At 41.0% G+C, this 25,515-nt stretch carries 27 protein-coding genes, 1 tRNA gene and 1 other RNA gene; 18 read left to right on the top strand and 11 right to left on the bottom strand.

What is annotated here, in order from left to right; translation table 11 throughout:
* Nucleotides 1-25: 25 nt before the first annotated feature.
* Together thiO and metG (K217_RS0101315) are read right to left on the bottom strand one after the other, a co-directional pair.
* Nucleotides 26-1,057, bottom strand: coding sequence for a glycine oxidase ThiO (thiO, locus tag K217_RS0101320; RefSeq protein ID WP_029551338.1), 1,032 nt, complete (start codon nt 1,055-1,057; stop codon nt 26-28).
* Nucleotides 1,054-2,526, bottom strand: coding sequence for a methionine--tRNA ligase (metG, locus tag K217_RS0101315; protein ID WP_029551337.1), 1,473 nt, complete (start codon nt 2,524-2,526; stop codon nt 1,054-1,056). The genes thiO and metG (K217_RS0101315) overlap by 4 nt, the downstream gene beginning before the upstream one ends.
* A gap of 19 nt (nt 2,527-2,545) precedes the next feature.
* Here metG (K217_RS0101315) and ffs point away from each other — a divergent pair.
* Both ffs and K217_RS0101310 read left to right on the top strand, forming a co-directional pair.
* Nucleotides 2,546-2,631: signal recognition particle sRNA small type (gene ffs / locus K217_RS07590), an RNA gene on the top strand.
* 1 nt (nt 2,632) lies between these two features.
* On the top strand, nt 2,633-3,241 hold the full coding sequence (locus tag K217_RS0101310; protein WP_029551336.1) for a histidine phosphatase family protein: 609 nt from the start codon (nt 2,633-2,635) through the stop codon (nt 3,239-3,241).
* Here the strand turns inward: K217_RS0101310 and K217_RS0101305 are convergent.
* From K217_RS0101305 to K217_RS0101295, 3 genes are read right to left on the bottom strand one after another with little or no spacing between them, the layout of a single operon-like run.
* Entirely contained in the window at nt 3,236-3,661 is a 426-nt protein-coding gene (locus K217_RS0101305; RefSeq protein ID WP_029551335.1) for a hypothetical protein, read from the bottom strand. The two genes, K217_RS0101310 and K217_RS0101305, sit on opposite strands and share 6 nt — an antisense overlap.
* Before the next feature lie 35 nt (nt 3,662-3,696).
* Complete coding sequence (locus K217_RS0101300) at nt 3,697-5,061, bottom strand: YchF/TatD family DNA exonuclease (RefSeq protein ID WP_029551334.1); 1,365 nt, start codon at nt 5,059-5,061, stop codon at nt 3,697-3,699.
* Nucleotides 5,062-5,067: 6 nt separating this feature from the next.
* A complete protein-coding gene (locus K217_RS0101295; RefSeq protein ID WP_029551333.1) occupies nt 5,068-5,862 on the bottom strand; it encodes a ParB/RepB/Spo0J family partition protein in 795 nt (264 codons plus the stop codon).
* A gap of 51 nt (nt 5,863-5,913) precedes the next feature.
* Between K217_RS0101295 and K217_RS0101290 the strand changes: the two genes are divergently transcribed.
* The 13 genes from K217_RS0101290 to flgL all read left to right on the top strand — a co-directional run bounded on the left by K217_RS0101290 (nt 5,914) and on the right by flgL (nt 18,368).
* A complete protein-coding gene (locus K217_RS0101290) occupies nt 5,914-6,123 on the top strand; it encodes a hypothetical protein (RefSeq protein WP_029551332.1) in 210 nt (69 codons plus the stop codon).
* Nucleotides 6,113-7,507: a dihydrolipoyl dehydrogenase gene (lpdA, locus tag K217_RS0101285; RefSeq protein WP_029551331.1), complete on the top strand. Its 1,395-nt coding sequence runs from the start codon at nt 6,113-6,115 to the stop codon at nt 7,505-7,507. Before K217_RS0101290 ends, lpdA begins: the two co-directional genes overlap by 11 nt.
* A gap of 36 nt (nt 7,508-7,543) precedes the next feature.
* A complete protein-coding gene (locus tag K217_RS0101280; RefSeq protein WP_029551330.1) occupies nt 7,544-8,536 on the top strand; it encodes a DHH family phosphoesterase in 993 nt (330 codons plus the stop codon).
* A gap of 48 nt (nt 8,537-8,584) precedes the next feature.
* The gene (locus tag K217_RS0101275; RefSeq protein ID WP_029551329.1) at nt 8,585-9,481 is read left to right on the top strand and encodes a KaiC domain-containing protein; all 897 of its coding nucleotides are present in this window, start codon (nt 8,585-8,587) and stop codon (nt 9,479-9,481) included.
* Between the two features lie 3 nt (nt 9,482-9,484).
* Nucleotides 9,485-10,147 carry a bacterio-opsin activator gene (locus K217_RS0101270; RefSeq protein WP_029551328.1) on the top strand — a complete coding sequence of 221 codons (663 nt, stop codon included), beginning with the start codon at nt 9,485-9,487 and terminating at the stop codon, nt 10,145-10,147.
* A 19-nt stretch (nt 10,148-10,166) separates the two neighbouring features.
* Nucleotides 10,167-11,168, top strand: coding sequence for a type I glyceraldehyde-3-phosphate dehydrogenase (gene gap, locus K217_RS0101265; RefSeq protein ID WP_029551327.1), 1,002 nt, complete (start codon nt 10,167-10,169; stop codon nt 11,166-11,168).
* Between the two features lie 6 nt (nt 11,169-11,174).
* Entirely contained in the window at nt 11,175-12,707 is a 1,533-nt protein-coding gene (locus tag K217_RS0101260; RefSeq protein ID WP_029551326.1) for a YifB family Mg chelatase-like AAA ATPase, read from the top strand.
* Nucleotides 12,708-12,792: 85 nt separating this feature from the next.
* Nucleotides 12,793-13,824, top strand: a complete 1,032-nt coding sequence (locus tag K217_RS0101255; protein ID WP_029551325.1) for an OmpA family protein — start codon at nt 12,793-12,795, stop codon at nt 13,822-13,824.
* Between the two features lie 46 nt (nt 13,825-13,870).
* Entirely contained in the window at nt 13,871-14,197 is a 327-nt protein-coding gene (gene metG, locus K217_RS0101250; RefSeq protein ID WP_029551324.1) for a methionine--tRNA ligase subunit beta, read from the top strand.
* 17 nt (nt 14,198-14,214) lie between these two features.
* A complete protein-coding gene (locus tag K217_RS0101245; protein WP_029551323.1) occupies nt 14,215-14,961 on the top strand; it encodes a dihydroorotate dehydrogenase electron transfer subunit in 747 nt (248 codons plus the stop codon).
* Nucleotides 14,961-15,590, top strand: a complete 630-nt coding sequence (locus tag K217_RS0101240) for a riboflavin synthase (protein ID WP_029551322.1) — start codon at nt 14,961-14,963, stop codon at nt 15,588-15,590. The genes K217_RS0101245 and K217_RS0101240 overlap by 1 nt, the downstream gene beginning before the upstream one ends.
* Before the next feature lie 46 nt (nt 15,591-15,636).
* Nucleotides 15,637-17,187: a flagellar hook-associated protein FlgK gene (gene flgK, locus K217_RS0101235; protein ID WP_029551321.1), complete on the top strand. Its 1,551-nt coding sequence runs from the start codon at nt 15,637-15,639 to the stop codon at nt 17,185-17,187.
* A gap of 11 nt (nt 17,188-17,198) precedes the next feature.
* Entirely contained in the window at nt 17,199-18,368 is a 1,170-nt protein-coding gene (gene flgL, locus K217_RS0101230) for a flagellar hook-associated protein FlgL (protein WP_029551320.1), read from the top strand.
* On the opposite strand, the gene K217_RS0101225 is transcribed toward flgL, so the two are convergent.
* The 3 genes from K217_RS0101225 to proC are packed head-to-tail and all read right to left on the bottom strand — an operon-like array spanning nt 18,363 to nt 20,397.
* The gene (locus K217_RS0101225) at nt 18,363-19,061 is read right to left on the bottom strand and encodes a biotin--[acetyl-CoA-carboxylase] ligase (protein ID WP_029551319.1); all 699 of its coding nucleotides are present in this window, start codon (nt 19,059-19,061) and stop codon (nt 18,363-18,365) included. The two genes, flgL and K217_RS0101225, sit on opposite strands and share 6 nt — an antisense overlap.
* Nucleotides 19,058-19,663 (bottom strand): peptidoglycan editing factor PgeF, encoded by a 606-nt coding sequence (gene pgeF, locus K217_RS0101220; protein ID WP_029551318.1) that lies wholly within the window; start codon nt 19,661-19,663, stop codon nt 19,058-19,060. Before pgeF ends, K217_RS0101225 begins: the two co-directional genes overlap by 4 nt.
* Nucleotides 19,615-20,397, bottom strand: coding sequence for a pyrroline-5-carboxylate reductase (gene proC / locus K217_RS0101215; protein WP_029551317.1), 783 nt, complete (start codon nt 20,395-20,397; stop codon nt 19,615-19,617). The genes pgeF and proC overlap by 49 nt, the downstream gene beginning before the upstream one ends.
* Before the next feature lie 20 nt (nt 20,398-20,417).
* Between proC and gltA the strand changes: the two genes are divergently transcribed.
* Genes gltA through K217_RS0101200 form a run of 3 tightly spaced genes read left to right on the top strand, consistent with a single transcriptional unit; the run spans nt 20,418 to nt 23,205 of the window.
* Nucleotides 20,418-21,839: an NADPH-dependent glutamate synthase gene (gene gltA, locus K217_RS0101210; RefSeq protein WP_029551316.1), complete on the top strand. Its 1,422-nt coding sequence runs from the start codon at nt 20,418-20,420 to the stop codon at nt 21,837-21,839.
* Nucleotides 21,836-22,264, top strand: coding sequence for a DUF4878 domain-containing protein (locus tag K217_RS0101205; RefSeq protein ID WP_029551315.1), 429 nt, complete (start codon nt 21,836-21,838; stop codon nt 22,262-22,264). Before gltA ends, K217_RS0101205 begins: the two co-directional genes overlap by 4 nt.
* On the top strand, nt 22,261-23,205 hold the full coding sequence (locus K217_RS0101200; protein WP_029551314.1) for a glycosyltransferase family 9 protein: 945 nt from the start codon (nt 22,261-22,263) through the stop codon (nt 23,203-23,205). Before K217_RS0101205 ends, K217_RS0101200 begins: the two co-directional genes overlap by 4 nt.
* On the opposite strand, the gene K217_RS0101195 is transcribed toward K217_RS0101200, so the two are convergent.
* The 3 genes from K217_RS0101195 to K217_RS0101185 all read right to left on the bottom strand — a co-directional run bounded on the left by K217_RS0101195 (nt 23,136) and on the right by K217_RS0101185 (nt 25,375).
* Entirely contained in the window at nt 23,136-24,248 is a 1,113-nt protein-coding gene (locus K217_RS0101195) for an FtsW/RodA/SpoVE family cell cycle protein (protein WP_029551313.1), read from the bottom strand. The genes K217_RS0101200 and K217_RS0101195 overlap by 70 nt on opposite strands.
* The gene (locus tag K217_RS0101190; protein ID WP_052178010.1) at nt 24,227-25,303 is read right to left on the bottom strand and encodes a 3-deoxy-D-manno-octulosonic acid transferase; all 1,077 of its coding nucleotides are present in this window, start codon (nt 25,301-25,303) and stop codon (nt 24,227-24,229) included. The genes K217_RS0101195 and K217_RS0101190 overlap by 22 nt, the downstream gene beginning before the upstream one ends.
* Nucleotides 25,303-25,375: transfer RNA gene (locus K217_RS0101185), tRNA-Pro, on the bottom strand. The genes K217_RS0101190 and K217_RS0101185 overlap by 1 nt, the downstream gene beginning before the upstream one ends.
* Between the last annotated feature and the right edge of the window lie 140 nt (nt 25,376-25,515).

Below are 25,515 nucleotides of genomic sequence, written 5' to 3'. Positions count from 1 at the left end.
AAACTTTTGGATTTTTGATGCAATTTTAAAATCTTTCCTGAGAAAAGTATTCAAAATATATAGATTTAACACCGTCTTTAATCAAAGATTTGGCAATGCTTGCGGTAATTGGTGCGTGAAGTATGCCATTTCTGTAGTGTCCTGAAAACAGGCAGTAGTTTTCTCCTAACAAAAAGATAGGTTTTTCGTCAGGTGTGGCAGGTCTGAAACCATAAATGGTGGACATAACTTCTGCTTTGGCAATAGAAGGAACAACTCTTATAGCATTACCACACAAAAAGTTAAGCCCACCTACTGTGTTTCCACCTAAGAAGGACACATCCTCTGATGTTGCACCTACATAGGTATATCTGCTTCTGGGAATTATGTAGGAAATAGTGGAATAATTTACCACATCAACGGGCTTAGCCTTTATCTTTATAGCTTGCCCTTTTATGGGATACACTGGTACGTCAAAGAGCTCTTTTGTCCAAGCACCCGTGCAAAAAACATAGTAATCTGCCCTGTAGTTTCCTTTTATACCCTTCAAAGACTCAACCCTTTCATCCTTGAGCTCTATCTTGTTGATTTCGTCTATTTCTATTTTTACTCCCGAGTTTTCCATAGCCAAAAGCAAGGCATCCATCAAGTGTTCCGTATCTACCCATCCCTCTTCCGCATATCTGATTACAGACACCACCTCTTCAGAATGATAGTCCATCCTTTCAAGAATTTCCACAGAAAAGCCCCTTTCTCTGTATTGCTCAGCCTTTTTTATAAGTCCTTCCTCCCCTTTTAGAACCACCCTGAGTATTCCATTTTTCCAAAAGTCTATTTTGGACCTTGAAACTTCCTCCACAAGCTTTACATAATCTGAATACATCTTAAGGCTTTCGTAGGAAAATTCAAAGAGTTCCCCCTCTAACCCTTCGGAAAAGGGAGCCAACATGCCACCGGCGAACCAAGAAGCCCCCTCCTGAGGATTCCTTGTTATTAGCATCACCTTGAAACCTTCCAAGCTAAGGTAAAGCGCAACGCTAAGTCCTATAACCCCACTTCCTACTATAGCTATTCTCATGATTGTTTTGGGAATAATATAAGCTTACCTTTTGTAGAGTAGGAGCCAAAGATATAAGGTTTAATCTCTTTTGGCAACTCTTCAATGTGGAGATTTTCAAACACAAGCGATGTTTTTGAGGGCATAAAAGGATTTAAAAGGTAAGCTATTACGAAAAGTCCATCTGTTAGAGCGTATAGAACCTTTTTGAGAGCTTCTTCATCTGTTTTTGCCAAACTCCACGGTGCCTTGCTGTCTATGTATTTGTTTAAAAACGAAGATAGCCTGAGCACCTCTTCCAAAGCACGATAAAAATCTACATCCCTCATAAACTTCTCGTATCTTTCTATAACCTCTGTGCATAAATTCAAATACTCCTGATCCTTATTACCTTCCACTTTTGCTCCAAGATATTTCACAACCATAGCCAAAACTCTGCTGTATAGGTTGCCAATCTCGTTGGATAGCTCTCCAACTATTCGGTTTTTCAAAGCTTCCTTTGTTATGTCCCCGTCTTGCCCAAAGGGCACCTCCCTCAAAAGGAAATACCTTACCTCATCTAAACCATACTCCCTTACTAAATCGTAAGGATTCACCACGTTACCCAAAGATTTGGACATCTTTTTACCCTCTACCTTCCACCAACCGTGGGCAAATATAGTCTTTGGCAGTTCATATCCCACAGACATTAAAAAGGCGGGCCAATAAACTGCGTGAAACCTTAGAATGTCCTTTCCCACAAGATGAAGGTCCGGAGGCCAAAACTCCATCTTTTCATACACTGCAGAGAGATAATTGAATAAAGCGTCAAACCAAACGTATATGGTATGCTCCTGATCAAAAGGCACAGGAATACCCCACTTTACCCTGCTTCTTGGTCTGGTAATTGAAAGATCCTTCAAACCCTCTTTTACAAAACTGATAACCTCGTTTCTCCTGTATGAAGGAAGAACAAAGCTTTGTTCTTTTTCCAACAGTTCTTTTATAACCTTTTGATACTTAGAAAGTCTAAAAAAATAGGAAGGTTCTTTTACGTAATCGCAAGGCTTTAAGTGTATGGGGCATTTGTTCCCTTCTATAAGATCACTCTCTGACTTGAACTCCTCACAACCCACGCAGTACCAACCTTCATATTCTCCCAAGTAGATATCTCCTGCTTCGTAACTTTTTACAAACATCTCTTGCACGAGTTTGATGTGATAGGGGTCTGTGGTTCGGATAAAGTGATCATAGCTTATGTTAAGAAATTCCCACAGTTTTTTGAAGTTTTCTGAATTTCTGTCTGCCAGCTCTTTTGGAGACAGCGCCTTTTCTTCCGCAGACTTTTGTATTTTTAACCCATGTTCGTCAGTTCCCGTTAGAAAAAAGACGTTGTATCCCCTTAGTCTGTAAAAGCGTGCTAAGGTATCGGCAGCTATATTGGTGTATGCATGGCCCACATGTGGAACATCATTAACGTAGTATATGGGTGTTGTGATGTAGAACTTCATAGCTTTTTTATAATTATAAATACCCTCGCAACGGGACAGGGTGAACCCCGCCAGGCCCGAAAGGGAGCAACGGTAAGCCTGCCGTCCCGGGTGCGAGGGTCTTGCAATGAAAAAGCTCATATATCTTGTCAGACACGCCCAAAGTGAGTTTAACGAAAAGGGAATCTTTCAAGGAAGGCTTGATAGTGATCTAACTCCCTTAGGTTTTGTTCAAGCAAGGATGTGCGCAGAGTTTCTAAAAGACAAGGGAATACAACTAATAATTAGCTCTCCACAGAGGAGGGCATACAAAACTGCACAAACCATAAGCGATGTTTTGGATATTCCCCTCAAGGTTGATGAAAGAATAAGGGAGATGTCCTTTGGAGTTTTTGAAGGAAAACATTTTTGGAGTTTGGTAGAAGAAAATAAAGAGACTTTCCTTAATTGGCTAAAGGATCCAATAACCTATCCTTTACCAACGCAAGAAAATATGAAGGAGTTTGAAAACAGGGTTAAAAGCTTTTTGGAGGATCTTATCAGCTTACCGCAAAATAGATTGTGCGTGGTAGCCCATGGTGGCACGTTGCACGCTATTGTATGCCTGACTGTTGGATTGAGCCTGAATAACTTATGGAATATTCACATGGACAACACAGGAATAAGCCTTTTGGAATTTGACGGAGATAGATTCCATCTAAGATTACTCAACAGCCTTTGCCACTTAAAACTATGAGTATTTATAAACGATTTTCCCCCTTTCTACAGTTTCTGGTATTAGGGTAAGCTTTTGATCGCTCATGAAGGAAACGAAACCCTCTATAAGCCCGGCAAAAAAGTATATTATGGGAGATTCTGCCACATTTTCTCCTACTATAGCATCGGTAAATATGTCTTCTTCTATAGTGATTTTCCCATCTTCTTTACTTATAACCTTCGCAAATCCCAAGTCTTCTAGTATAATGCACGCCCTTCTTAAAGCTTCTTCCTTATCAAGCACTTCTGGGAAATGTCCAATTAAGCTTTCAAGAAGCTTTGGTCCAGATTGCCTTCCCGCATCCCTAAGGACCGCCTTAGCTCCCTTGTCCCCTATAAGAGCCTTAACACCTTCTGACATATTAACTATGGCAAGAAGCAGTATATCTGGATCAACCATTATGACCCTCCTTAAAGGTTTATTTTAATCTCAATCTATCCAACAGATTCGTATATTCTTGCCCTCCACTTAGCACCCAAACTTGTAGCAAGTTCTTCAGTCTTCTTCATATCAACACCCGGAAAATCCACCGCAGTGGCAATTACTTCAAAGCCCAAATTTTTAGCCTCTTTTATGAATTCTACTACCATTTCAAAGGCATTTGGCTGGACAGGTTTGCAAACCCTGTTATAGGTTTCTTCGTCAGGAGCATTGAGACTTACAGACCAAACATCTACCAAACCTTTTAGCTGTTTTAGACTTTCCTTTGGCATGAAGGTAAATAAAAGGCCGTTGGTATCTACTCTCACTTTACCGCCTTGCGATTTTACCCAACTTGCTATTTCCTTTAAGGCAGAAAACCTTAAGGTAGGCTCGCCATAGCCACAAAAAACAATTTCGTCGTATTTTTTCGGATCACCTATTTCCCTTATTACTTCCTCTACAGACGGATCTTTTGAAACCCAAACCCAATAGCCCTTTACCATAAAGTTTCTTTCTCTTTCCCTCTGACAGAACACGCAATGAAGGTTGCACTTGTTCGTAAGGTTTATGTAAAGTTTGTTATTTATGACGTATGTTATGGACTCCTTTTTGCTATTATTGCCTATGTTGAAGATGAGTTTTGCATTTTCGGAAGTCATCCTATCTACATCCTCTAAGTTTGTGTTGGGTATAATCTGGGCTAAAGTTTCTGCAACATAGCGGATGTGAGGTGGTTTGTTAGGTTTTCCTCTTACAGGTTGCGGTGCAAGGAAAGGACTATCGGTTTCTATAAGTATCCTTTGGGTTGGAGTTCTTTTTACCACCTCCCTAAGAGAGTATGCGTTAGGATAAGTAATAATGCCAGAGTAAGATATGTAAAAGCCAAGGTCTATGCATTTTTTCATAAATTCGTAGCTTCCAGTAAAACAGTGCATCACACCACCCACTTCATAAGCTTTTTCTTCTCTCAGTATTCTGTAAGTTTCTTCCTCTGCGTTCCTTGAATGAACCACGATCGGAAGACCCAGCTCCCTTGCTATCTGAATCTGCTTTCTAAAAATGTCCTCTTGTTTTTTTCTATCGGAGTAGTTTTTGTAAAAATCTAATCCTATTTCTCCCAAAGCCTTAACCTTTGGGTGACTAAGCGCCAAACTTTTTAACCATTCAAGGTCCTGATCCTTGACTTTGTCCGCTTCGTGTGGATGAAAACCTATTGCACAATAAACCTTATCCTCCTGCTCAGATATCCTAAGAGCGTTTTCAATAGTTTTTCTGTCGTAACCGACTGTTATCAAGTATTCTAAGGAGCCATCCTTTATGGACTCTTCGTAATCTTCCTTTTTCAACAGATCTAAATGGCAGTGTGTGTCTATCATGGCTATTCAGAGTTCAACATCAGCGCCTTTTTCAAAATCCTCAATAGTTAAGCTCTCACAGGCTCTTTTTACCTTCTCAACCGCATCGTAAAAGTCATCGGAAATTACTCTAACTCTTGCTCCATAAACTTTTTGAATGGCTTCCTTGATTATTTCCCCCTTCAAGAGGGCGTTGTCCCAACCAAATTCTGCGTATTTTTGATTAACAATCTGGTTTAGCTCTGCAAGCGCCTTTGCTCTTTTTCTCCTTTCCTCAACCGCAGATTTAAGTGGTGTATAAAGAAACCTGTCTATTTTTGAAACAAAGTTTTCGTAAAAGCTGGCTGGAAACTTAGGTTCTACTTCCTCTATAGCAAAGCCAAGGGTTATGTATTCGGGCTTTTCAAAGTAGTCTATCAAATCTTCCTCAATCTGTTCTGGGTTTTCCTTTAGGAGATCCATATAAAGCCTGTAAGCTTGTTTTGACTTTTCTTTTACGTTTGGTGGCTTTTCCGTGTTCAACTCTAAAAAGTATCTATAAAGCTCTTCATCAACAAGTATGGCTAATATTTCTTTGCCTCCAATATCTTTTAAAGCTTCAAGCCTGTGCTGTCCATCTATCACATAAAGTTTTTCTCCCCGCTTTACAAGTATTATCGGCACCAAAAAACCTAACTTTTCTATGGCGGTCATTAGGCGCTTTTTTAAGGCAGGGGATATATCCCTTTGAAAGTTGGGGATTTCTATTTCATTCACATCCACAAGCACCAAAGAAACCTTCCTTTTCTTTACCGGTTCTTCAAAAACCGCTATCTCCCTCATTCTAATAGTTAAATTATAATCCTAATCTGGAATGATATACTTATTTAGATCATGAAAGAAACGCGGATTATCAAGTATATAAAAGGTATAATAAGAAATCACAAGTTTCTTACTTCGGAAGAAATCATGCTTCTTTTGGAGCGTTATTATGGATTGCCTATTAAGATACCTTCCGTGTATTACAAATACAAAACCATCATAAAACAGTGCAGAAAGGAAGTTTATAAAGAAAGAAGGAGGAGAAAAGGGAATGGAGTTTGATCTTGTGATCTTAGGTGCGGGCAGTGGGGGCTATGAAGCTGGGCTTTATGCACACCGCAGGGGCATGAAGGTAGCCTTTGTAGAGCTATCTCCGGAAACAGTGGGAGGCTCTTGCCTAAACAGAGGATGCATTCCTTCCAAATACATGAGACACGGAGCCTATCTTTTGGAAAAGATTAAGAAAGGAAAAAACTACGGCATAATTTTTGATGAGCCAAGGCTTGATCCTAAAAAGCTGGCGGAAGGTAGGGATAGAGTGGTAACTACCATAAGGGAAAACTTTAAAAAATTTGCAGAAAAGCTCGGCATCAGAATCTTTTATGGTAAGGGTGTTCTCAAAGATCCGAACACGGTTTATGTGGAAGGAGAAGAGCGGGAAATAAAGACAAAATTTATACTTTTGGCAACGGGTTCTTCCTGTGTATCCTTAGACAACTTAAAGCCAGATGGCAGGAAGATTTTTAACACGGACCAAATATGGAGCTTAAAGGAATTCCCAAGGCGTATGCTCATTGTAGGTGGGGGTGCGGTAGGTGTAGAATTTGCCTACATATATCGGATGTACGGGGTAGAAGTGATTTTGGTGGAAATGAAAGATAGAATTCTTCCTTATCCAAGCATACCGGAGGAATCTTCAAGATATCTCGCAAGGAAGCTTAAAAGATTGGGAATAGACATAAGGCTAAAGACTTATGTTTTAAATTATTCGGAAGATGAAGTGCTAAAGGTAGCTCTGTCTGATGGTTCTGTGGTGGAGGTAGATTGCATCCTTTTAGGTGTTGGAAGGAAACCGAACACAGAAGGGATAGGTTTGGAAGAGGTGGGCGTAGAAAAGGATGAAAAGGGCTTTGTCCAGGTAAATCAGTATTGTCAAACCTCTGTAAAAAACATCTATGCCTGTGGAGATATAACCTCATCCTTGATGCTTGCCCACAAATCTATGTATGAAGGAAAAGTTGCAGTAAGCCACATCTTAGGAGATAACAATTGGAAAAGGAACGAAAGCTTAATGCCAAAGGTTATTTACAGTGCTTACGAGGTCGCATCTGTGGGTTTAACGGAGGATCAGGCAGAGGAAGAGGGCTATGATTATAAGGTGGGTGTAGTGTCCTTTATGTCTAACCCTAAGGCTATGGACGACGGAGAGGATGAAGGGTTTGTTAGGTTGGTAGTGGATGAACATACAGGTAAAATACTGGGATGTCACATCTTAGGACCTCATGCAGGAGAACTTCTGCATCAGGTGATCCATCTTATAAAAGCTGATATAGGCATAAAGTCCCTTGCGGAATCTATTTTTTCCCATCCATCCTTATCTGAATCTATAGTTCAAGCTGCTATGGAGGTTTATTATGGTCCAATAACATGGATAAGAAAAGGATGATGTCTTATATTTAAATTTCTTTGGAGGTATGAGGACATGAGATTGGAAACCATACCTTTGGTTGATTTGCTAAAAGAGGAAAAGGGTTCTATACTTATAGCGAGCCATGAAAGTCCGGATGCGGATACCCTTGGAAGTGCGTTGGCGCTTTATCTTTTTCTTAAGAAGAAGGGGAAAAACGTAAAGGTTGGATGTAAGGACAAGGTGCCCCACTTTCTTGATTTTTTGCCCCATGCAGATGAAGTTATAAGACTTCCAACAGATGAAGTTTTTGATCTTGGCATAGTCGTTGATGCTTCTGGTTTCTATAGAGTCGGTGCGGAAGTGAAGGTGGTCAGAAAGGTTAGGATAGATCATCACATAGGTGGTGAATTTTACGGGGAGTTTGATTACATAGATCATTCTGCCCCTGCTACCGCAAGTTTAGTATACAACCTTTTAAAATATTGGGATAAAGACTGCATTGACGCAGAGATTGCTCAATGTCTTTACGCTGGTTTGGCAACAGATACGGGATTTTTTAGGTATTCAAACACTTCTGCAGAAGTGTTTGAGATGGCTAAGGAACTTGTTATGTTGGGTGCAGATCCTCACCAAACCTACGTTATGTTCAGTGAAAGGGAGTCGCTAAACAAGATGAAGCTCATATCTAAAGTCCTTGATACGCTGACTTGCTACGAGGATGGTCTGATAGCTGGCATAACTATATTTGATAGATTCTTTAAAGAAACCGCCACAGAGTATTCAGACAGTGAAGGTTTGGTAAATTATCCCAGGTCCATAGAAGGTGTGGAAGTAGCCTTTGCTTTGATAGAAAAACCGGATGAGGGAGTTTTTAAAGTTTCTTTGAGATCCAAGGGAAAAGTTGATGTAGCAAAGATTGCGGAAAAACTTGGTGGTGGAGGACACAAATACGCAAGCGGGTGTAAGATAAAAACCTTGGATTACCAACAGGCCTTGGATATGCTTCTGTCAGCAATTAAGGAAGAGCTTTACTCCACTAAAGGATTTGAAAAAGTTTTGCAGTAAATTAAATCTTGCTATTTACTTTTTGGTAGTATATATTTAAAAACAGTGATGCACGAAGGGTTCAGAGAACGGGTTGAGGAGTATGAAAAATCGGGGGCAGAACACGGACCTGAGCTATCTGCTATATACACTGGATCTCAAGCTTTAGAGGAAGCTCCGGAAATATACGGTGTAGAAACGGGTGTGGAAGGTTTAGATGATCTTTTCTTTATAGTAAGGGAAAGAAACGGAAAGTTAGTAAAAGAATCACTGAAAGGTATCCCCGCATATTCAGTTATGAACTTGACCGGTGTTGCGGACACTGGAAAATCCTTAATGGCAGAGCAGTTTACGGTTTACAGAGCCAGCAAGGGGGACAAGATAGCTTTTGTAACTGTTGAAACGCCCGCTAACTTTTTGGTTGCCTCTCTTAAGCTAAGAGCTATTGCTATGGGTTTGGACTTTAACAAGTTTCAGGACAACATAATCCTTATAGATGCTGCGTCTTCTACCAGACTGAGAGAAAATATACCAGACCTTTTGGATACTTTGGCCTACGTAATAAAGACCTACAAAGTAAAGTTTACTGTAATAGATTCTGTGACGGGGCTATTTGAAAACAAGGAGATGATGGCTCGCGCGGTGGTAAGGAGGCTTTACAACTTTATGAAAAAGTGGTATCAGACCGCTATATTCATATCTCAGAAGAGGAGTGGGCATGAAGAGCTTACCGCAGAAGCTGCAGGTGGTTATGCAGTAAGCCACATACTGGACGGCACTATGGTGGTAGCTAAAGAGCTTATAGATTCTTCTTTTAAATCAAAGCTTTATAAAAAACCCTTAGGAGACATAGTTAGACTTTTTAGGATAGACGGTTGTAGAATGTCCGGACACGACACAAGGACGCACTTTTTAGAAATTACCGAGACCGGTTTGATAAAGATAAAAGAACCCATAGGAGGTTAAGCTATGGTAATTGAAATTACTGAAGTCCAAGCACAGCAGATGGACGTGAAAAGCTTGGAAAACCTAACAGCCAGAGTATTTCTAAAGGCTATTGATTTATTGGGGGGACTGTCAAAGCTGACTGAGTATAGGACCCTTACTTGGCTTCCCAGTATGGCAAGGGCTGCTTTTGTGGTTGTCCTAAAGAACGAGTATCTGAAAACGGATGAGGAAATAGCTCAGATAGTAGGCATTACAAAGAATACAGTAAGGGGTATTCTTAGAGCGGATCCCGCGTTGGCTTTGGAAAAGATAAAGAAACTGGAAGAGTTAACAAAGGAAGAGTCAAAGGAGTTAAAGGTCCATACAGCGGGTGGAATAGTAAAGCTTGCTTATAAATTAGTTTCAGAAGGGCAGGAAGCAGATGTTTTCGTAAGCTTCTGTAATGCGGTTGCAGAGGATGTATGCAAAGTCCTTGATATACCGTGGGCTTATATGGTACTGAAATACACAAAGGGCGTAAAATATCCAATCCAAGAAAGCTCTGTGCTTCAGGAAAAGCTAAAAGGTTTGAAAATAAAAGATAATCCTGCAGAGGAAGTGGTGAAAAAGCTTCACTATCCTATTAAAACACCCGCCATGCTATTACACGAAATAAAGCTTGCAATTTCAGAAATAAGTCAGTAAGCTTTATAATTAAATACTCATGGTAAGGGTAGCCATAAACGGTTTTGGTAGGATAGGAAGGTCTTTTTTAAGGGCTTGTTTGCTAAGTAAAGACATTGAAGTGGTAGCTATTAACGACCTGGGGGATACGAAAACCTTAGCCCATCTTTTCAAATATGACTCTGTCCATGGTGTATTCAAGGGTGTGGTTGAAGCTAAGGATGGGGAATTGATAATAAACGGGAAAAGTATAAAGGTTTTTTCTGAAAAGGATCCTGCCTTAATACCCTGGGGGGATGTGGGTGTGGAAATAGTTGTAGAATCTACTGGAGCTTTTACGTCAAGGGAAAAAGCAGAGCTTCACCTTAGGGATACTGTGAAGAGAGTTATCATATCTGCACCTGCAAAGAACCCAGACATCACAGTGGTGCTTGGAGTTAATCATCAGCAGTATGACCCACAGAAACACTTTATAATCTCCAACGCCAGTTGCACTACAAACTGCTTGGCTCCTGTGGTTAAGGTCCTTCACGAGAACTTTGGAATAAAGAAGGGTTACATGATTACGGTTCATGCATACACCAACGACCAAAGGGTGCTGGATTTACCACATAAAGATTTGAGGAGGGCAAGGGCTGCTGGTATAAACATAATTCCCACAACCACCGGCGCAGCAAAGGCTATAGGAGAGGTTATCCCAGAGCTCAAAGGTAAGCTTGATGGTACTGCAAGGAGAGTGCCGGTAGCAGATGGTTCTCTTGTGGACCTAACCGTCATAGTTGAAAGACCACCTTCTAATGCGCAAGAAGTAAACCAAGTATTTAAAAGAGCGTCAGAAAACGAGCTTAAAGGCATACTTCAATATACAGAGGATCCAATAGTATCTCAGGATATCGTGGGAAATGAGCACTCTTCTATATTTGATGCGGGATTAACACAAGTTATAGAAGATATGGTCCATGTAGGTGCTTGGTATGATAACGAGTGGGGCTATTCGTGCAGGCTCAGGGACTTGGTGCTGTATATAGCCAGCAGATCCTAATTTTCTATGTTCTGTAGGGTAAAGAGCGGAGGGGTTCTTGGAATTGATGGCTTTCTGGTTGATGTGGAAGTAGATATAGCGCCCGGTCTTCCCCAATTTAACATAGTTGGGCTTCCGGACAAGGCTATAAATGAGGCAAAGGATAGGGTTAGGTCTGCTCTTAAAAATATTGGTTTTCAGCTTCCAGCCAAAAGAATAACGGTAAATTTGTCTCCGTCTAACCTAAGAAAGCAAGGCACACTGTATGATCTTCCTATAGCGATTGGCATACTAAAGCTTACCGGAGTTTTGGACGTTGATGAGGATGCGGTTTTTGTTGGGGAACTTTCCTTAGATGGAAAGGTTAATCCTGTAAATGGTGTCCTTCCCATAGTCTTGTCTCTAAAGCAGAAAGGTTTTAGAAAATTTTTTGTGCCAAAGGAAAATGCAAAGGAGGGAGCAATAGCCCAAGGTGTTGAGGTGTTTGGCGTAAGCTCTTTGGAACAGTTAATTAGGTTTTTTAGAGGAGAAGAAAACATAGAATCAGAAAAGGTTGATGTTAATGCACTTCTTTCTAAGGCTTTTGACTACAGCATAGACCTTGCGGACGTAAAGGGACAGTATCAGGCAAAGAGGGCTTTGGAAATATCCGCCGCAGGCATGCATAACCTGTTGTTGATAGGACCTCCTGGAGCTGGAAAAAGTATGTTGGCAAAACGTATAGTTACCATACTTCCTCCTTTGACTTTGGAAGAGGCGTTGGAAGTAAGCAAGATATACAGCGTAGCGGGAATACTAAAGGAAGGACTGATGGTTCATAGACCCTTCAGGTCACCTCACTATACCGCATCAGAGGTGGCGCTGATAGGAGGTGGTAGCAATCCTATGCCCGGAGAAATTTCTTTAGCTCACAGAGGTGTGCTGTTCTTAGACGAGATGGTAGAGTTTAGCAGAAGGGCGCTTGAATCCTTGAGACAACCTATTGAGGACGGATACGTGACAGTATCAAGAGTGGGTGGAAGGATAACCTTTCCAGCCAGTTTTATACTCATAGGAGCAACAAATCCATGTCCCTGTGGAAACTACGGCAACCCATACAAAGCTTGCACATGTTCCCTTTCCCAAATAAGAACATACCAAGCCAAACTCTCTGGACCAATACTGGATAGAATAGACCTAAAGGTATGGGTGGAACCCGTCGAAGTCCAAGACCTTATAAATCCAAACGTTGGTGAAAGTTCAAAAGAGGTAAGGGAGAGGGTTATAAAGGCTTATCAAATTCAAAGAGAAAGGTTTAAGGATTCAAAGACAAAATTTAATGCCCAGATGACGGAAAAGGAAATAGAAAAATACTGTGTGCTTACCGCAAGTGCAAAGACTCTTCTTGAAAGAATCATGAACAAGCTTCACCTAAGTGGAAGGTCTTACAGTAAACTCTTAAAAGTATCAAGAACCATAGCGGACTTGGAAGGGGAAGAAAAAATAAGAGAAGATCATATCTCGGAAGCTATACACTACAGAGTTGAAGAAAAATTACTAACTTTCAAAGACGGAGTTTAAAGCTAAATTTTGTTTTGTCCAAAATTTTTGCAGAACGGAAGACCTATAGAATTATAATTACAGTGAGGTAAAAAGGAGGAGTAGTATGAAAAAAGTAATACTGATAAAGGTTTTAGCTGTCGCTGTTTGTTTTGGGGTTGTCATCAAAAGTGATCTTAGAGTTTCCGAAGCCATTAATGAATCCCAAAGACTCATAGAAACCGCTTACAAAGCAGGAGGTAAGGATAAATCTATCTATCACTTTGAAAAAGCAAGAGCTTACAGAGATATATCCGTATTGCTTGCCTCAGAAATGGAGGAGGTAGGTTCTAAGATTTTTGCCATAAAGAGTATGAACTCTGCATCCAAGTCCATAGAGGGAAGTCAAACACTCGATACTTTGGAAATTACAGAACCAAAAAAAGAAGGACAAACTCTAAACATAGACCCAAAAAGCCTTCTATCCGCGCTTGAAAAACTCAGGGAGGATAAGGCGTTTAACTGTGCCCCTAAGGAACTGGCTTACACAGAAGCTTATTACGACGCCATAAATTATGAACTTTCAAAGGACAAACCAAACAGTTCTCTTTTGCAAAGTCTGTATAACAGCTATCTTTCCTATTATTTAATCGTTAAGGACAAGGTAGATATAGCAAAAAAGGCATCGCTTGAGTGTTATGTAGGTAAAGTGCAACTGGTCAGTGTGCCAGAAGCTAAGGAAGAGCCGGTGGAAACAGAAAAGGTTTCAGAAGCTGTTACAGAAGAAACAAAGAAAAGGGTAGAAGAACCTCTATTGGTTCGTGCTAGGATTCATTTTGATTTTAACAAAGCTGAAATAAAAAAGGAGTATATGCCTTTGCTGAACGAAGTGGTCAAAATTTTGAAGGAAAATCCGAAAATTAGCATAAGAATTGAAGGATACACTGATGACATAGGTAGCAAAGCCTACAACGAAAAACTTGCACTTAGAAGAGCTATGGCAGTTAAAGACTACCTTGTAAGGCAAGGTATAGATGCCCAAAGAATAGAGGTTGTGGGCTTTGGAAAAGAGAGGTTTATAGCAGAAAATAACACCTCTATCGGTAGGCTAACCAACAGAAGAGCGGAGTTTATAGTTATACAGGTTCCATCTGAATGAAAGAACTAAGTTATAATTTAATGCACAGTGTTTGGAGAACTATGCTATGGAATTAATTAGTTTAGAAGACTTTATCAAGCTAGACATAAGGGTCGCAAAGGTTCTATCTGCAGAAAGGGTGGAAGGTTCTGAAAAACTCATCAAACTCAGAGTGTCCCTTGGAAACGAAGAAAGAACTTTAATGGCTGGTATAGCCAAACACTACTCTCCTGAGGATCTGGTGGGAAAGAAAATAGTAGTGCTTGCTAACTTAAGACCAAGAAAGATATTTGGCGTAGAATCTCAGGGTATGCTCTTGGCTGCCTCAGACGGAGAGACTCTGTCCGTTCTGATCCCAGAAAAGGACATAAAAGAAGGCTCTAAAATTAGCTAATAGGTTAGCTCTCTAATATGAAGGAATTAGTTTGCAAAGTTATAAAAAATCAAAGGGTTGGGTCCCACACCTATCTGATGGAGTTGGAGTTTCCCAACACAACAGCTATAAAACCTGGACACTTTTTGATGGTAAAAGCTTGGGATGGTTTAGATCCGCTTTCAAGAAGAGCTTTTGCGGTAGCAGACAAGAAAGAAGACAGCATAAGCATATACTACGACGTGGTAGGCAAAGGCACAGCCCTTATGAGCAAGCTAAGGGAGGGTGACAGCATCAGAGTTCTAGGACCATTGGGAAAAAGGCTTTTTCCAATAGAAGGGCAAAAGCATCTTCTCTTAGGTGGCGGAATAGGTCTTTCTGGACTTTCTCTCTTGGCAAAAGAGTTAAAAAATCTGGGAAAAGAGGTCTTTGTATGCTACGGAGCAAAAAGTTCCGAAGGACTTTCTATGAAGGGATGGCTCAAAGAGGGTGGTTTGAGTTATAGGATCTTTACGGACGATGGTAGTGAAGGGGAAAAGGGCTCTGTTTTGGATGCTCTAAAAGACTTTGATAAAGACTGGATAGTGCATGCGTGTGGTCCAATTGGTATGCTTAGAGCTCTTCAGCGTATGTCAGAGGGTAGGAAGGTTTATCTATCTTTGGAAGCGCCAATGGCTTGCGGTTGGGGAGTATGTCTTGGTTGTGTGGTCAGGTCAAAAAACGGTGAGTTTTTGAGGGTTTGCTTTGATGGTCCAGTCTTTGACGCAGAGGAGGTGGTGCTTTAATGTTCTCTGGTTTGGTGGAAGAAGTGGGAAGAGTGGAAGAGCTAAAGCTTCTTTCGGGCGGTGCCAAGCTAACCGTTAAAAGCACACTAAAAGATGTAAAGATCGGTGACAGCATAGCGGTTAATGGGGTTTGCCTGACAGTGGTAGATATACAGAATGACACTCTGAGCTTTGACCTATCCCAAGAAACACTAAGCAGGAGCAATCTAAAGCTTTTAAAAAAGGGAGATCCAGTAAATCTTGAAAGAGCTCTAAGGGTAGGAGACAGAATAGGGGGACACTTTCTTCAGGGACACGTGGATTTTACCTCAAAAGTCTTAGTCTTTTCCCAAAGGGGTTCCCACTGGGAATTGAAAATACAAATACCAGAAGACTACAGAGAGTATGTAGTAGAGAAAGGCTCCATAGGAATAGACGGTATAAGTCTGACGATAAACTACGTAGAGCAAGATGCGGTGAGTATAAACATAATACCCCACACTTATGAAAAAACGAACTTAAAACACAGAAAAGTTGGAGACCTTGTTAATGTGGAGTTGGACATCTTGGGAAAGTACGTGATAAACTACGTAAAGCTTATAACGAAGGACAGAAAATTAGAAAAGCTATGGGAGGGTCTGTGGGGTTAAATTTTTTAGGTAGAGGACGAAATCTAATATAAGTAAGGGGTGGCTTATGTTTGGAGCAAGCTTTGGCGTGATCTTTCAGAGTTTGGAAATATTCAGAAAGTCCATTGATATAAGAAACAGAAACATTCTTAATGCCAACAATCCAGACTACGCACAGGAGGACCCAGTAATCAAGAGCTTTGCTCCATATGGCATAGCCTTAGAAACTATTGAAAGGGTCAGAAGTTTTCACTTTGTTGGACAAAGAAATGCCCAACTTTCCTTGGTTTCATCCCTTGATGAGAAGATAAAAAATAACAGCAGAGTGGAGGATCTTTTCCAAGAATTTACGCAGGGCTTGGGAGGTCTGGAATACATAAACGGGTTTTTTAGCAGTTACCAAGATCTTATGAAAGATCCAACCAATGAAGGAGCAAGGTCCAAGTTGGTTAATTCCGCTGGATCTTTGGTTAGCTACTTGAAGGACAGAAAGAGAAACTTAGACAGCGTTTCCAATTCCATAGACTACAGCATGCGCCAATACATAGACAAGGTAAATACAATAACCAAAAAACTCGCCAAACTAAACCAGGAAATATTAACGCTCTATGCCCAAACCTACTCAAGGGGTCAGGACTACAAGAACATACTGGACGAAAGGGACAGACTTTTGAGGGAGCTTTCGGAGTATATCAACATCAGAGCCCAAGAAGATGATATAGGAAGGATAAGGGTAGAAACATCAAAAGGTTTTGTTTTGGTTGAGGACAAGTTTAGCTGGGAACTTTCTTACGATGGAGCTAACAAATGGGTATTTTGGAATTCAAAGGATGGCACGCAGATTAATATATCCAACGATATATCGGGAGGAAGGATAAAGGGTCTTTTGGACTCTTACGCTGATCTACAGGACTATCAAAATAGGCTTGACCAGCTTGCAAAAAAGCTCATAAGCGAAGTAAAAGTTCCCGTTAGGACTGGAACAACTGAATATTACTGGACCTTGAACTACGCCAACCCTACGGACTTACTTGGAGTGTCCGGTAGCCTAACATTGCAGGGAAGTTCTACAGTGGTGATAAACTACAACTCTACAGATACATTAACAGATTTGGCTAATGCTATAAATGCTTCCGGTGCGGGCTTTAGCGCCAATGTTATAACCAACCCAGACGGAACTTACACTTTACAGATAATTTCCTCAGACCCATCTTACATCATAGAGGATAGCCAAGGGATGGTTGGAACAAGGGTTTTTCAGGGTGTGGGGATAGGAGATATTAGTGTGAATTCTAATCTATATTTATACCTTTCCAACTTGGATTACTCAAAGGCGGACGAATTTAACGATTTTTCAAGGTCTTGGTGGGACCACTCTAAGGACATATACCAAGGCCTCACAAACTCTATAGCCACAAATTTGAACGAATATAAAAGGCAAAGTGATATAGAAAGTGCGGTGCTAAATTCCATAGAGGCAAAACTGCAAGAGCTTCAAGGAGTTTCCATAGACAAAGAGTTTATGGAGATCTTTCAGCTTCAAAAAAGCTATCAAGCTTTGGCAAAGGTGGTAAGCGCTTTGGATGAGCTTTTGCAAACCACTTTAAATATGGTTTGAGGTGATGGGCTATGAAGTTGCCGGATAACTTGCTATTTTCAATCTTTCAAGATCAAGACGCAAGAATAAAGAAAGCACTGTCAGAAAAAACCTTAGATATTGCTACCGGAAGAAGGGTAAGAGCTATTTCAGAGGAACCAAGTATTACTTACAACGTTATTGAATTAAAGAAGGAAATAGCTCAACTGTCTCAGCACTCCCAAAACAGGCTCTTTGCAGACACAAACCTCACCTACGTAGACTTTACCTTAGGCAAGATTGAAGATACGATAAAAAAGCTATATGCAGACTTGCTAAGAACAAAAAACAGTGCCACCGTCTCTTCAGAACAACTCATCGCAATGGCTGAGGGCTTTAATCAATCTATAAGACAGCTCCTGGACAGAGTTAATGAAAGATTAGGTCAAAACTACATCTTTGGTGGAAATTCTCTAACTGTTAAACCATTCAATGAAAATACATTGAGTTATGAGGCAGGCCCTGAGGATTTTGAAGTGTGGATCTCTGAAAACTCAAAGGTCTCTGTATTCCTTGAAGGAGGAAGAGTGTTTAAAACTAACCTTTATGTATCACGAGCAACCTTTAACTCACCTACGGATAGCTTCTCTTCTGCTGGAAGCATAACCATACAGATTGGAACAAACACCTATACCATAAACTATGGAGGAGCTGGAGAGCCTCAGAATATTGAGCAGTTAGCAAACTACATAAACTCCACCTTAGGGGATAAAGTTTTAGCTTTTGTATCAACAAACCCAGATGGGACATACTCTTTGGCTTTATCAACAAAAGACTTAAGCGCAGACATGGAGTTTATTAGTATAACCGGCAACTTTTCCACAGGTTTTGATAATCCTAACATCTTACAGGCGATAAAACGTGTCAGGGATAAGCTTGAAAATGGCATATATCCCGATGAGTTTGATCTTTTTTCTATAAACAGAAGCTACGATATTGTTGCAATGAGAAGATCAGAGGTAGGGTCTGTTCTGAATGTTGTAAAAAACTTACAATCCACTCAGGAAAACCTTGATTTGGTCCTTAAAAAGCAAAAATCCGATCTTGAGGATGCAGATATACCAGAAAGCATAATGGAATACACAAGATACAGAATAGCATACGAAGCTCTTATGCGTATCGTGGCAGACCAAAAGGATCTGACGATCTTAAGGTATCTATAAGCTTCTTAAACTTACCTCTCCGGCTGTAAATTTAACTATGCCGTCAGAGGTCCTAAGCAGTAAGCCCCCATCCCAATCTATGTCCTCAAATATACCCGCTATGGCTGTATCAGATTGAACTACCACCTCTTGCCCAAGAAACAACAGCTTTTTCTTTATGCGATCTTTAAAACTTTTGAAGCCAGACCTTACGTATTCGTCCAAAATCTGGTTGAAGATGTTTAGAAGGTTTAACATAAAAACCCTTTTGTCAAAGGTTTTGGCACTTAGCATGTAAAGGGAAGTTGCGTTTAGATGGGCTGGAAGCTCCTTTTGGTTTAGGTTTATCCCCACTCCAACAACAAGCTTATCCTTAGACCTTTCTACCAGCACACCACACACCTTCTTCCCCTTTATATAAACATCATTTACCCACTTAAGCATTGGACTAAAGCCCTCCTTTTCAAGCATCAGTAATACGGAATAACCAACAACCAAAGGAAAAGGAGGGATCTCATTAAACTCCTTAGCATTTAACAAAAAGCTAAGGTAAAGCCCGCCCTCCTGAGAATGCCAAACCCTTCCAAACCTACCCCTACCCTTGCTTTGCCTGTTTGCTACCACAACCGTTCCATAAGGAAATCTTCCCCCTTTCAAAATGTCCTGCGTTGAAGATACCTCATCAAACCACAGCATAAATTCACCTATTCTCATGCCTCAAGCAAGGCAAAAACTAACATCCTTTGGGATGTTTTGTCCCTTCTATAGGAAGGAAACTTTTCACTGCATATGGTACATTGATTATAGGTGATTATTCTTTTTACTCCAAAGCTTTTTATTCTATGCAAAACTTCCAGCTGAGTGTCCAAAAAGAGCCTGCCATTTTTGTGGTGAAGGAAAATAAAGCCATGCCTAAACTCCTGACCCACTTCATAACAGCATGCTTTTGCTGAGGGACCTACAAAAACCAACGGATCCTCTTCTATTTTCAGAAACCTCTCCAAAAACTTCTCCACTATGTTAGCCTTTATACCCCTCCAGCCTGCATGTACCACTCCCACAGCTTCTTTACCTAAGAAGGCCATAGGCACGCAGTCTGCGGTTCTTACACCTATGGGAAAGTTTTTTCTGGTCGTAATTATAGCGTCTCCTTCTAAATGCCACTCTTCCTCTAAATAAACTATCCTATCTGAATGTATTTGCCTAAGTGTAAAAACTCTGTCTTCTGGTTCATAGAGTTTAAGTCCTGCCAAGGCGTTTTGGTATTTTATGACTGTCCAAGCTCCTTTGAGCGTTGGGTGCTTTTTCGTATGCATTCCATCAATATACCAGAAAATCCACTCTCTTCCAAAACCTTCAAACCTTCTATGGTGGTTCCCGAAGGAGAGGCTACTTTGCTTATCCATTCTTCTGGATGTCCTCCAAAAGTTTTAAGCATATAAATGGTGCCCTCTATGGTATCCAAAACCATGTCCTTTGCCTGATTGTAGTTAAAACCTTCCCTAACACCCGCAAGGCAAAGTGCGGATATAAACTTCATCACAAAGGCAGGACCAGAACCTGCGAGGGACGTGAAGGCATCCATTAAACCTTCATCTATCTTATACAAGTTTCCACACTGAGAAAAGCCTTCACAAAATTGTTTTTCCTCTTGATCGCTAACCAACTCATTACAAACGTAAGCTATCGCACCCTTCCCAACCGCCACCGCAAGGTTTGGCATACACCTTATTATCTTCTCCTCTCCCAAAATTTCTTCAATCCTTTTGAGAGAAAGTCCAGCTACAATGCTTATCAGCACCTTATTGCCCTTTAGCTTACCTTTTAGACTTTCTAAGACTTCCTTTGCGTCCTTTGGTTTTACCGCCAGGAGAATAAATTGGGAATTTTCTACCAAAAAGTCCAAGCTGTTTGCCCAGCCAATACCAAGCTTTAATGCCTTTTCTGACTTAGAATGATCCACATCAAAGGCTATAACTTCCCAAACTCTGCTTAACCCTTCCCCCAAGGCACTACCCATATTTCCAAAGCCAATTATGCCTATTCGCATAGCGTGATAAAATTATAATAATGCCTACAAGAATACGCTACGAGGACAGAAATCAAGAAGCTTTATTGCCACCAAAGCAAAGAGTAAGCACTTTTAGAGAATATGCTTTGGGATATTCTGTATCCCTTGCCTTGGACGAAGCGCAAAGGTGTCTTTTTTGCAAAGATGCGGACCAAAGGTGCATAAAGGCCTGTCCCGCAGGTATTGACATACCGGGGTTTATAAAAGAAATAGCTCAAGGAAACTTGGTGAATGCTTACAAAAAGATCATAGAGTCTAATCCGTTTCCTTCTATATGCGGAAGAGTTTGTCCTCAGGAAAAACAGTGTGAAGGTTCTTGCATACTGCACTACGATGTGGTAAGGAATAGAAAGAACAAGGGCTTAGCAGTAGCTATAGGAACCTTAGAGAAGTTTGTGGGGGACTTTGTCCGAATCTCCGGCTTAGATTTGGAAGAAAAGAAAGAGCCAACGGGAAAAAGAGTAGCAGTTGTAGGAGCGGGGCCTGCGGGCTTAAGCTGTGCCTATGAACTTGCAAAACTCGGACACAGCTTAGATGTGTTTGAAGCTCTTCCAAAGGCTGGAGGTGTAATGGCCTACGGCATACCAACCGCAAGACTTGACAGAAGCGTTATAGAATGGGAAATAAAGAGGTTGGAAAAACTTGGTGTGCGCTTTTTCTTTGGTTGGGTTGTGGGAAGGACCATAAGCCTTAGGGAACTTCTTGAAAACTACGATGCGGTCTTTTTGGGCGTAGGTGCAGGAAGAGGTAGTCTTGGAATTAAAGGAGATACGCTAAAGGGAGTATATTCTGCCATAGAAGTTCTCACAAGGGTAGGGCTTTTGAAGGCAAACCAGTTTCCCCAATCTTCCACACCAATAGACCTTGGCAAGAGAACTGCCATAATAGGTGGAGGTTTTACCGCAGTAGATTGTGCCATAACAGCCTTAAGGCTTGGAGTGGAAACTCACGTGCTATACAGAAGAACGAGGGAGACCTCCTCTGCAAGGGATGAAGAATGGGACCATATAGCCGAAGAAGGAGCCATCATACATTGGCTCACTCAACCTGTGGAAATATTAGGAGACAGCAAAGGAAGGGTGGTAGGTGTTAAGTGCATAAAGATGGAGCTTGGCGAACCAGACGAAAGTGGGAGACCAAAGCCTATACCGGTTCCCAACTCAGAACACATCATTGAGTGCGATTCTGTGATCTTTGCCATAGGCCAAAAGGCAAACCCCATAGCCTACGAAGGCATAGAGGGTTTAGAACTGACCCGTTGGGGGACGATTAAGGTAGATGAAAAGTTTAGAACAAGTATTAAAGGTCTTTTTGCAGGGGGAGATGTGGTAAATGGAGGGGATACTGTAGTAAGGGCTATAGTCCACGGCAAGAAGGCAGCAAAATCTATACACGAATACCTTACGGAGGTTTCACTATGAGGAGGATCGTCATAATACTTGCGGTGGTGTTGGCAAGCTTTTTTGCCTTTAGAGCCTGTAACACAAGTCCAGAGGAAGCTTCCAAAGATACTGTAAAGGAGTTTATGTCCGCCATAAGGGAAGGAGAGGGTAAAGAGGCTGTTAAACTGCTTTACCCACCCTTTAGGGATGCTTTGGTACAAGATGTAAAACTACCCATACATATCACCGAGATGAAACCTTCAGAACTTTTGGCTTGCGCCCTTAGTTCCATGGGAGAGAATGTAAAGAAGGTAAAGATAATAGATGTTAAGAGGATAGACGATAAACACGTTGAGGTGTTGGTTAAAGTCATAGATAAAAACGGTGTGGAAAAGCTCTTTTGGTTTATAACCATAAAGGATGAAAAGAGGTGGAAGATTGCAAGCATTTCTAATGTTAAATGAAGCTGTTAATTTGGCAAACTGCCTTCCTTGGGGATGTGGTTTTGGCCACTTCCCTGCTTCGCATACTTGAAGGAAAGTTTTCAGAAATAGGTTTTGTAGGAAGACCTTTTATAACTGAACTGTTAAAGGGCTACAGTGTAAAGCTCATTCCCTTCAACAAAGGACTTTTTGAATCTTTCAGGATAATCAAACAAATAAGGCATTATGATGGGGTAGTTTCTATTCACAGATCTATGCGCACCGCCCTTATACTTTATTTTTCTGGCATACCCTTAAGGATAGGGTTTGATAAGTCGGAGTTCTCTATGTTATACACCCACCGAATTCCCCACAGGTGGGGAATGCACGAAGTAGAAAGAAACGCACAGCTTTTAAAACCCCTTGGAATAGTTCCAAAGAAGGATGAACTTTATCCAAAGCTGTTTGTAGATAAGTTAGAAGTCAAAAGGGTTAAAGAAAAGTTTTTTCTTCCGGAGGATTACGTAGTCTTTTCGCCTTTTTCCAACTTTCCCCTAAAGGAATGGCTCATAGACCATTGGGTAGAACTTTCAAGGGCCATTGGCAAAAAGGTTGTTGTAGTGGGCACAAAAAGGGATGAGGAAAGGGCTAAGATCTTTGAGGACAGTGCAATAAACTTGGTAGGCAAAACTTCTTTGCGGGAGTTTATGGCTATTCTGTCCAAAGCTAAGCTTGTCGTATCCTGCGATTCCTCTGCGGTCCATATTGCCAATGCCTTAGGCGTGCCAGCCTTAACCATATACACCTCTACATCTCCCATCTACGGCTTTTATCCACTAAAAGGCGGATACCTTGTCCCAAATGTTGAATGTTCTCCCTGTTCGCCTAATCCAAAAAGATGTAAAACCAAAACTTACGAGTGTCTTAGGTCTGTTAGCGTAGAAAAGGTTTTTTCTCTGTGCCAAACCTTAATGACTGATTGAGCTAAACCTACCATAATCATTGAGGCTATCATGTTAGAAACACCGTAACTAACAAAAGGTAGCGCTAAACCCTTAGGTGGGATAAGGTTGACAGCCACGCCTAAACTCCAAAGAAAGGCAAGAGAAAAGTTCATGGCAATGCCAAAGGTCAAAAGCTTTCCAAAGGGCTCTGCTATCTTCACCGAGTAATAAAACAGCCTACCCACGAGTATAGCGTACAAACTTACCACTAACATAACACCAACAAAGCCAAGTTCTTCCCCTATTACAGACATCACGTAGTCCGTATCAGCCTCTGGAAGAATACCCATTTTTTGAATACCCTTTCCTATGCCTACGCCAAAGGGACCTCCTTTTGCAAAGGCATACAAGGACTGTATTATTTGATAGCCCTTTTCTTCAGCCTCTGCAAAAGGATCTATCCAAGCCAATATCCTCTCAGAAATATAACCAACCCTTAAAAGGCTAAGGCTAAAGAGAAAAGCCAAAGCTAACAGCGGAAGGTAAAGCTTATAGGGAATGCCTCCAACATACATTATGCTGAGGGAAAGGAGAAGCACAAATACCGCTCCTCCATTGTCAGGTTGTAAAGTAAGAAGTAAAACGTTTGGAAATATCAAAAGAGAAACCCACAAAGTCCAGGCAAAACTTCTCAAAGAACCTTTAACTGCTATGTAGTATGCTAAGAAAACTATTATGGAGATCTTCAAAAATTCTAAAGGCTGTACGCTTTTACCTATCAACCACCTATCTACAGGCTTACCTGTAATGATCTTTTTTATTAGTACTGCAGTGAGTGAAAGAAAGGAAAGAAAAACGAGAGAATAGGCCAACTTTTTATTAAAAAGCTTTCTGTAGTCCAACCTGCTTATGAACTCAGCCAAAATAAAACCAAAGGTAAAGGCTATCATTTGCAAAAGGGGCCTTCTGAGGGTTTCATACTTAAATTCTGCAAAACCAAGTACATTACAGCTGATTATGGCAACTTCCCCCATTATGAACAGAAGAACTACAGAGTAAGCTATCCACCTATCTCCAAACATTTTCTTATCCAAAACAAATAACAGTTTTTTATCTGATTGGCATACTGTGCTAAGTCAAACTGAAGGGGATAAACGATCTCTTCGTTGATTATTTTTTCAGCCTTTTCCACCGCTTCTGAGACGCTCTTGACTTTAAAACCAAGTCCTTTAGAGAGCACAAAGTCCTCCAAGTCCTTTATCTTTTGGGTGTAAGGTCCAAAGATTACAAATTTTCTGTGGTAGATAGGTTCCAAAATGTTGTGTCCTCCTATGCCTTTTGCAAAGGTTCCTCCAACTAAAGATAAGTCGCCATAGCGGTAAAGATGAAAAAGTTCGCCCAATGTGTCTGACACTATTACTCTACAGTTTTCCCCTTTTGAACTTTTCAGACAGGGCTTAAAGTCCGCCAGCTCTTTCATAAAGACATCTACCTTTGAAATATGCCGGGGGACCACAACCAAGTTTAAACCTTTGAATCTTTCAGACAGTTCCTTATAGAAGGTTTTTATAAATTTCAACTCAGAGGGATGAATACTCCCAGCAATTATGGTCTTACCCTCAGGTAGGTTAATCTCCACCTTTTTTCTTTCCCTCTCTAAAACAAACTTTAGGTTCCCGCAAACTACAGCCTTGGCACCAAAAGACTCAAACTTTCTTTTATCCTCTTCGGTTCTGCAAACTATCAGGTCAAACTCTTTGGAAAGGGCTCTTTCCAACACACCCCCTTTTGCATAAGCATTCAGTAAAATCTTTTTAGCTTTTACCCTCTTTATCAGGTAATACCAAAGTTCCCTTTCCATAATTATTAGGGCAAGGGGCTTGATCTGATTTAAAAATCTGTCTACGGAAAAGGGAATGTCTATGGGTAAAGGATGCAATGCGTCATAAAACTCTCTTTGTTGTTGCAAAAAAGCTTTAGCTCTTGGGGAAAAATAGGTCAAAACTACAAAAAAGTGTTTTTTAAGCTCCACAAGTATGGGTTTGGCGGTGTTGAACTCACCTATGCTTGCGCAGTGGAACCAAACAATCGCTTTTTGAGTGGATATTTCTATCTTTGGAAAAAGTCTATTCAACATCGGGGCGAGGGGACTCGAACCCCTGACCTTCGGCTCCCGAAGCCGACGCGCTACCACCTGCGCCACGCCCCGTAAGAAACCTTAAAATTCTTTCTCTCCATCTATTAGCCAAAAACTCTACCTCTTGCACGTCTATGGTTTTGAGTTCCCTCTTTTCCATCAGAACCTTTCCCTTGCAAACCACAGTGTCTATGTCCTCTGCGCTTGCGCTA

It is taken from the genome of Thermocrinis jamiesonii (genome assembly GCF_000702425.1).
In the GTDB taxonomy this organism is placed as follows: Bacteria; Aquificota; Aquificia; order Aquificales; family Aquificaceae; genus Thermocrinis; species Thermocrinis jamiesonii.
Note: the sequence above shows the minus strand (reverse complement) of the source record. Positions and strands in the feature narration are given on the sequence as shown.

Coding starts and splice junctions, on each gene's coding strand:
- K217_RS0101200 (WP_029551314.1), top strand. CDS start 22,261: ATGAAGCTGTTAATTTGGCAAACTGCCTTCCTTGGGGATGTGGTTTTG.
- flgL (WP_029551320.1), top strand. CDS start 17,199: ATGAAGTTGCCGGATAACTTGCTATTTTCAATCTTTCAAGATCAAGAC.
- K217_RS0101225 (WP_029551319.1), bottom strand. CDS start 19,061: ATGAGAATAGGTGAATTTATGCTGTGGTTTGATGAGGTATCTTCAACG.
- K217_RS0101240 (WP_029551322.1), top strand. CDS start 14,961: ATGTTCTCTGGTTTGGTGGAAGAAGTGGGAAGAGTGGAAGAGCTAAAG.
- K217_RS0101245 (WP_029551323.1), top strand. CDS start 14,215: ATGAAGGAATTAGTTTGCAAAGTTATAAAAAATCAAAGGGTTGGGTCC.
- K217_RS0101310 (WP_029551336.1), top strand. CDS start 2,633: ATGAAAAAGCTCATATATCTTGTCAGACACGCCCAAAGTGAGTTTAAC.
- K217_RS0101195 (WP_029551313.1), bottom strand. CDS start 24,248: ATGTTTGGAGATAGGTGGATAGCTTACTCTGTAGTTCTTCTGTTCATA.
- gap (WP_029551327.1), top strand. CDS start 10,167: ATGGTAAGGGTAGCCATAAACGGTTTTGGTAGGATAGGAAGGTCTTTT.
- K217_RS0101290 (WP_029551332.1), top strand. CDS start 5,914: ATGAAAGAAACGCGGATTATCAAGTATATAAAAGGTATAATAAGAAAT.
- K217_RS0101305 (WP_029551335.1), bottom strand. CDS start 3,661: ATGGTTGATCCAGATATACTGCTTCTTGCCATAGTTAATATGTCAGAA.
- K217_RS0101270 (WP_029551328.1), top strand. CDS start 9,485: ATGGTAATTGAAATTACTGAAGTCCAAGCACAGCAGATGGACGTGAAA.
- K217_RS0101275 (WP_029551329.1), top strand. CDS start 8,585: ATGCACGAAGGGTTCAGAGAACGGGTTGAGGAGTATGAAAAATCGGGG.
- flgK (WP_029551321.1), top strand. CDS start 15,637: ATGTTTGGAGCAAGCTTTGGCGTGATCTTTCAGAGTTTGGAAATATTC.
- K217_RS0101190 (WP_052178010.1), bottom strand. CDS start 25,303: ATGTTGAATAGACTTTTTCCAAAGATAGAAATATCCACTCAAAAAGCG.
- K217_RS0101300 (WP_029551334.1), bottom strand. CDS start 5,061: ATGATAGACACACACTGCCATTTAGATCTGTTGAAAAAGGAAGATTAC.
- thiO (WP_029551338.1), bottom strand. CDS start 1,057: ATGAGAATAGCTATAGTAGGAAGTGGGGTTATAGGACTTAGCGTTGCG.
- K217_RS0101280 (WP_029551330.1), top strand. CDS start 7,544: ATGAGATTGGAAACCATACCTTTGGTTGATTTGCTAAAAGAGGAAAAG.
- K217_RS0101205 (WP_029551315.1), top strand. CDS start 21,836: ATGAGGAGGATCGTCATAATACTTGCGGTGGTGTTGGCAAGCTTTTTT.
- K217_RS0101295 (WP_029551333.1), bottom strand. CDS start 5,862: ATGAGGGAGATAGCGGTTTTTGAAGAACCGGTAAAGAAAAGGAAGGTT.
- metG (WP_029551337.1), bottom strand. CDS start 2,526: ATGAAGTTCTACATCACAACACCCATATACTACGTTAATGATGTTCCA.
- gltA (WP_029551316.1), top strand. CDS start 20,418: ATGCCTACAAGAATACGCTACGAGGACAGAAATCAAGAAGCTTTATTG.
- metG (WP_029551324.1), top strand. CDS start 13,871: ATGGAATTAATTAGTTTAGAAGACTTTATCAAGCTAGACATAAGGGTC.
- lpdA (WP_029551331.1), top strand. CDS start 6,113: ATGGAGTTTGATCTTGTGATCTTAGGTGCGGGCAGTGGGGGCTATGAA.
- proC (WP_029551317.1), bottom strand. CDS start 20,397: ATGCGAATAGGCATAATTGGCTTTGGAAATATGGGTAGTGCCTTGGGG.
- pgeF (WP_029551318.1), bottom strand. CDS start 19,663: ATGCATACGAAAAAGCACCCAACGCTCAAAGGAGCTTGGACAGTCATA.
- K217_RS0101255 (WP_029551325.1), top strand. CDS start 12,793: ATGAAAAAAGTAATACTGATAAAGGTTTTAGCTGTCGCTGTTTGTTTT.
- K217_RS0101260 (WP_029551326.1), top strand. CDS start 11,175: ATGTTCTGTAGGGTAAAGAGCGGAGGGGTTCTTGGAATTGATGGCTTT.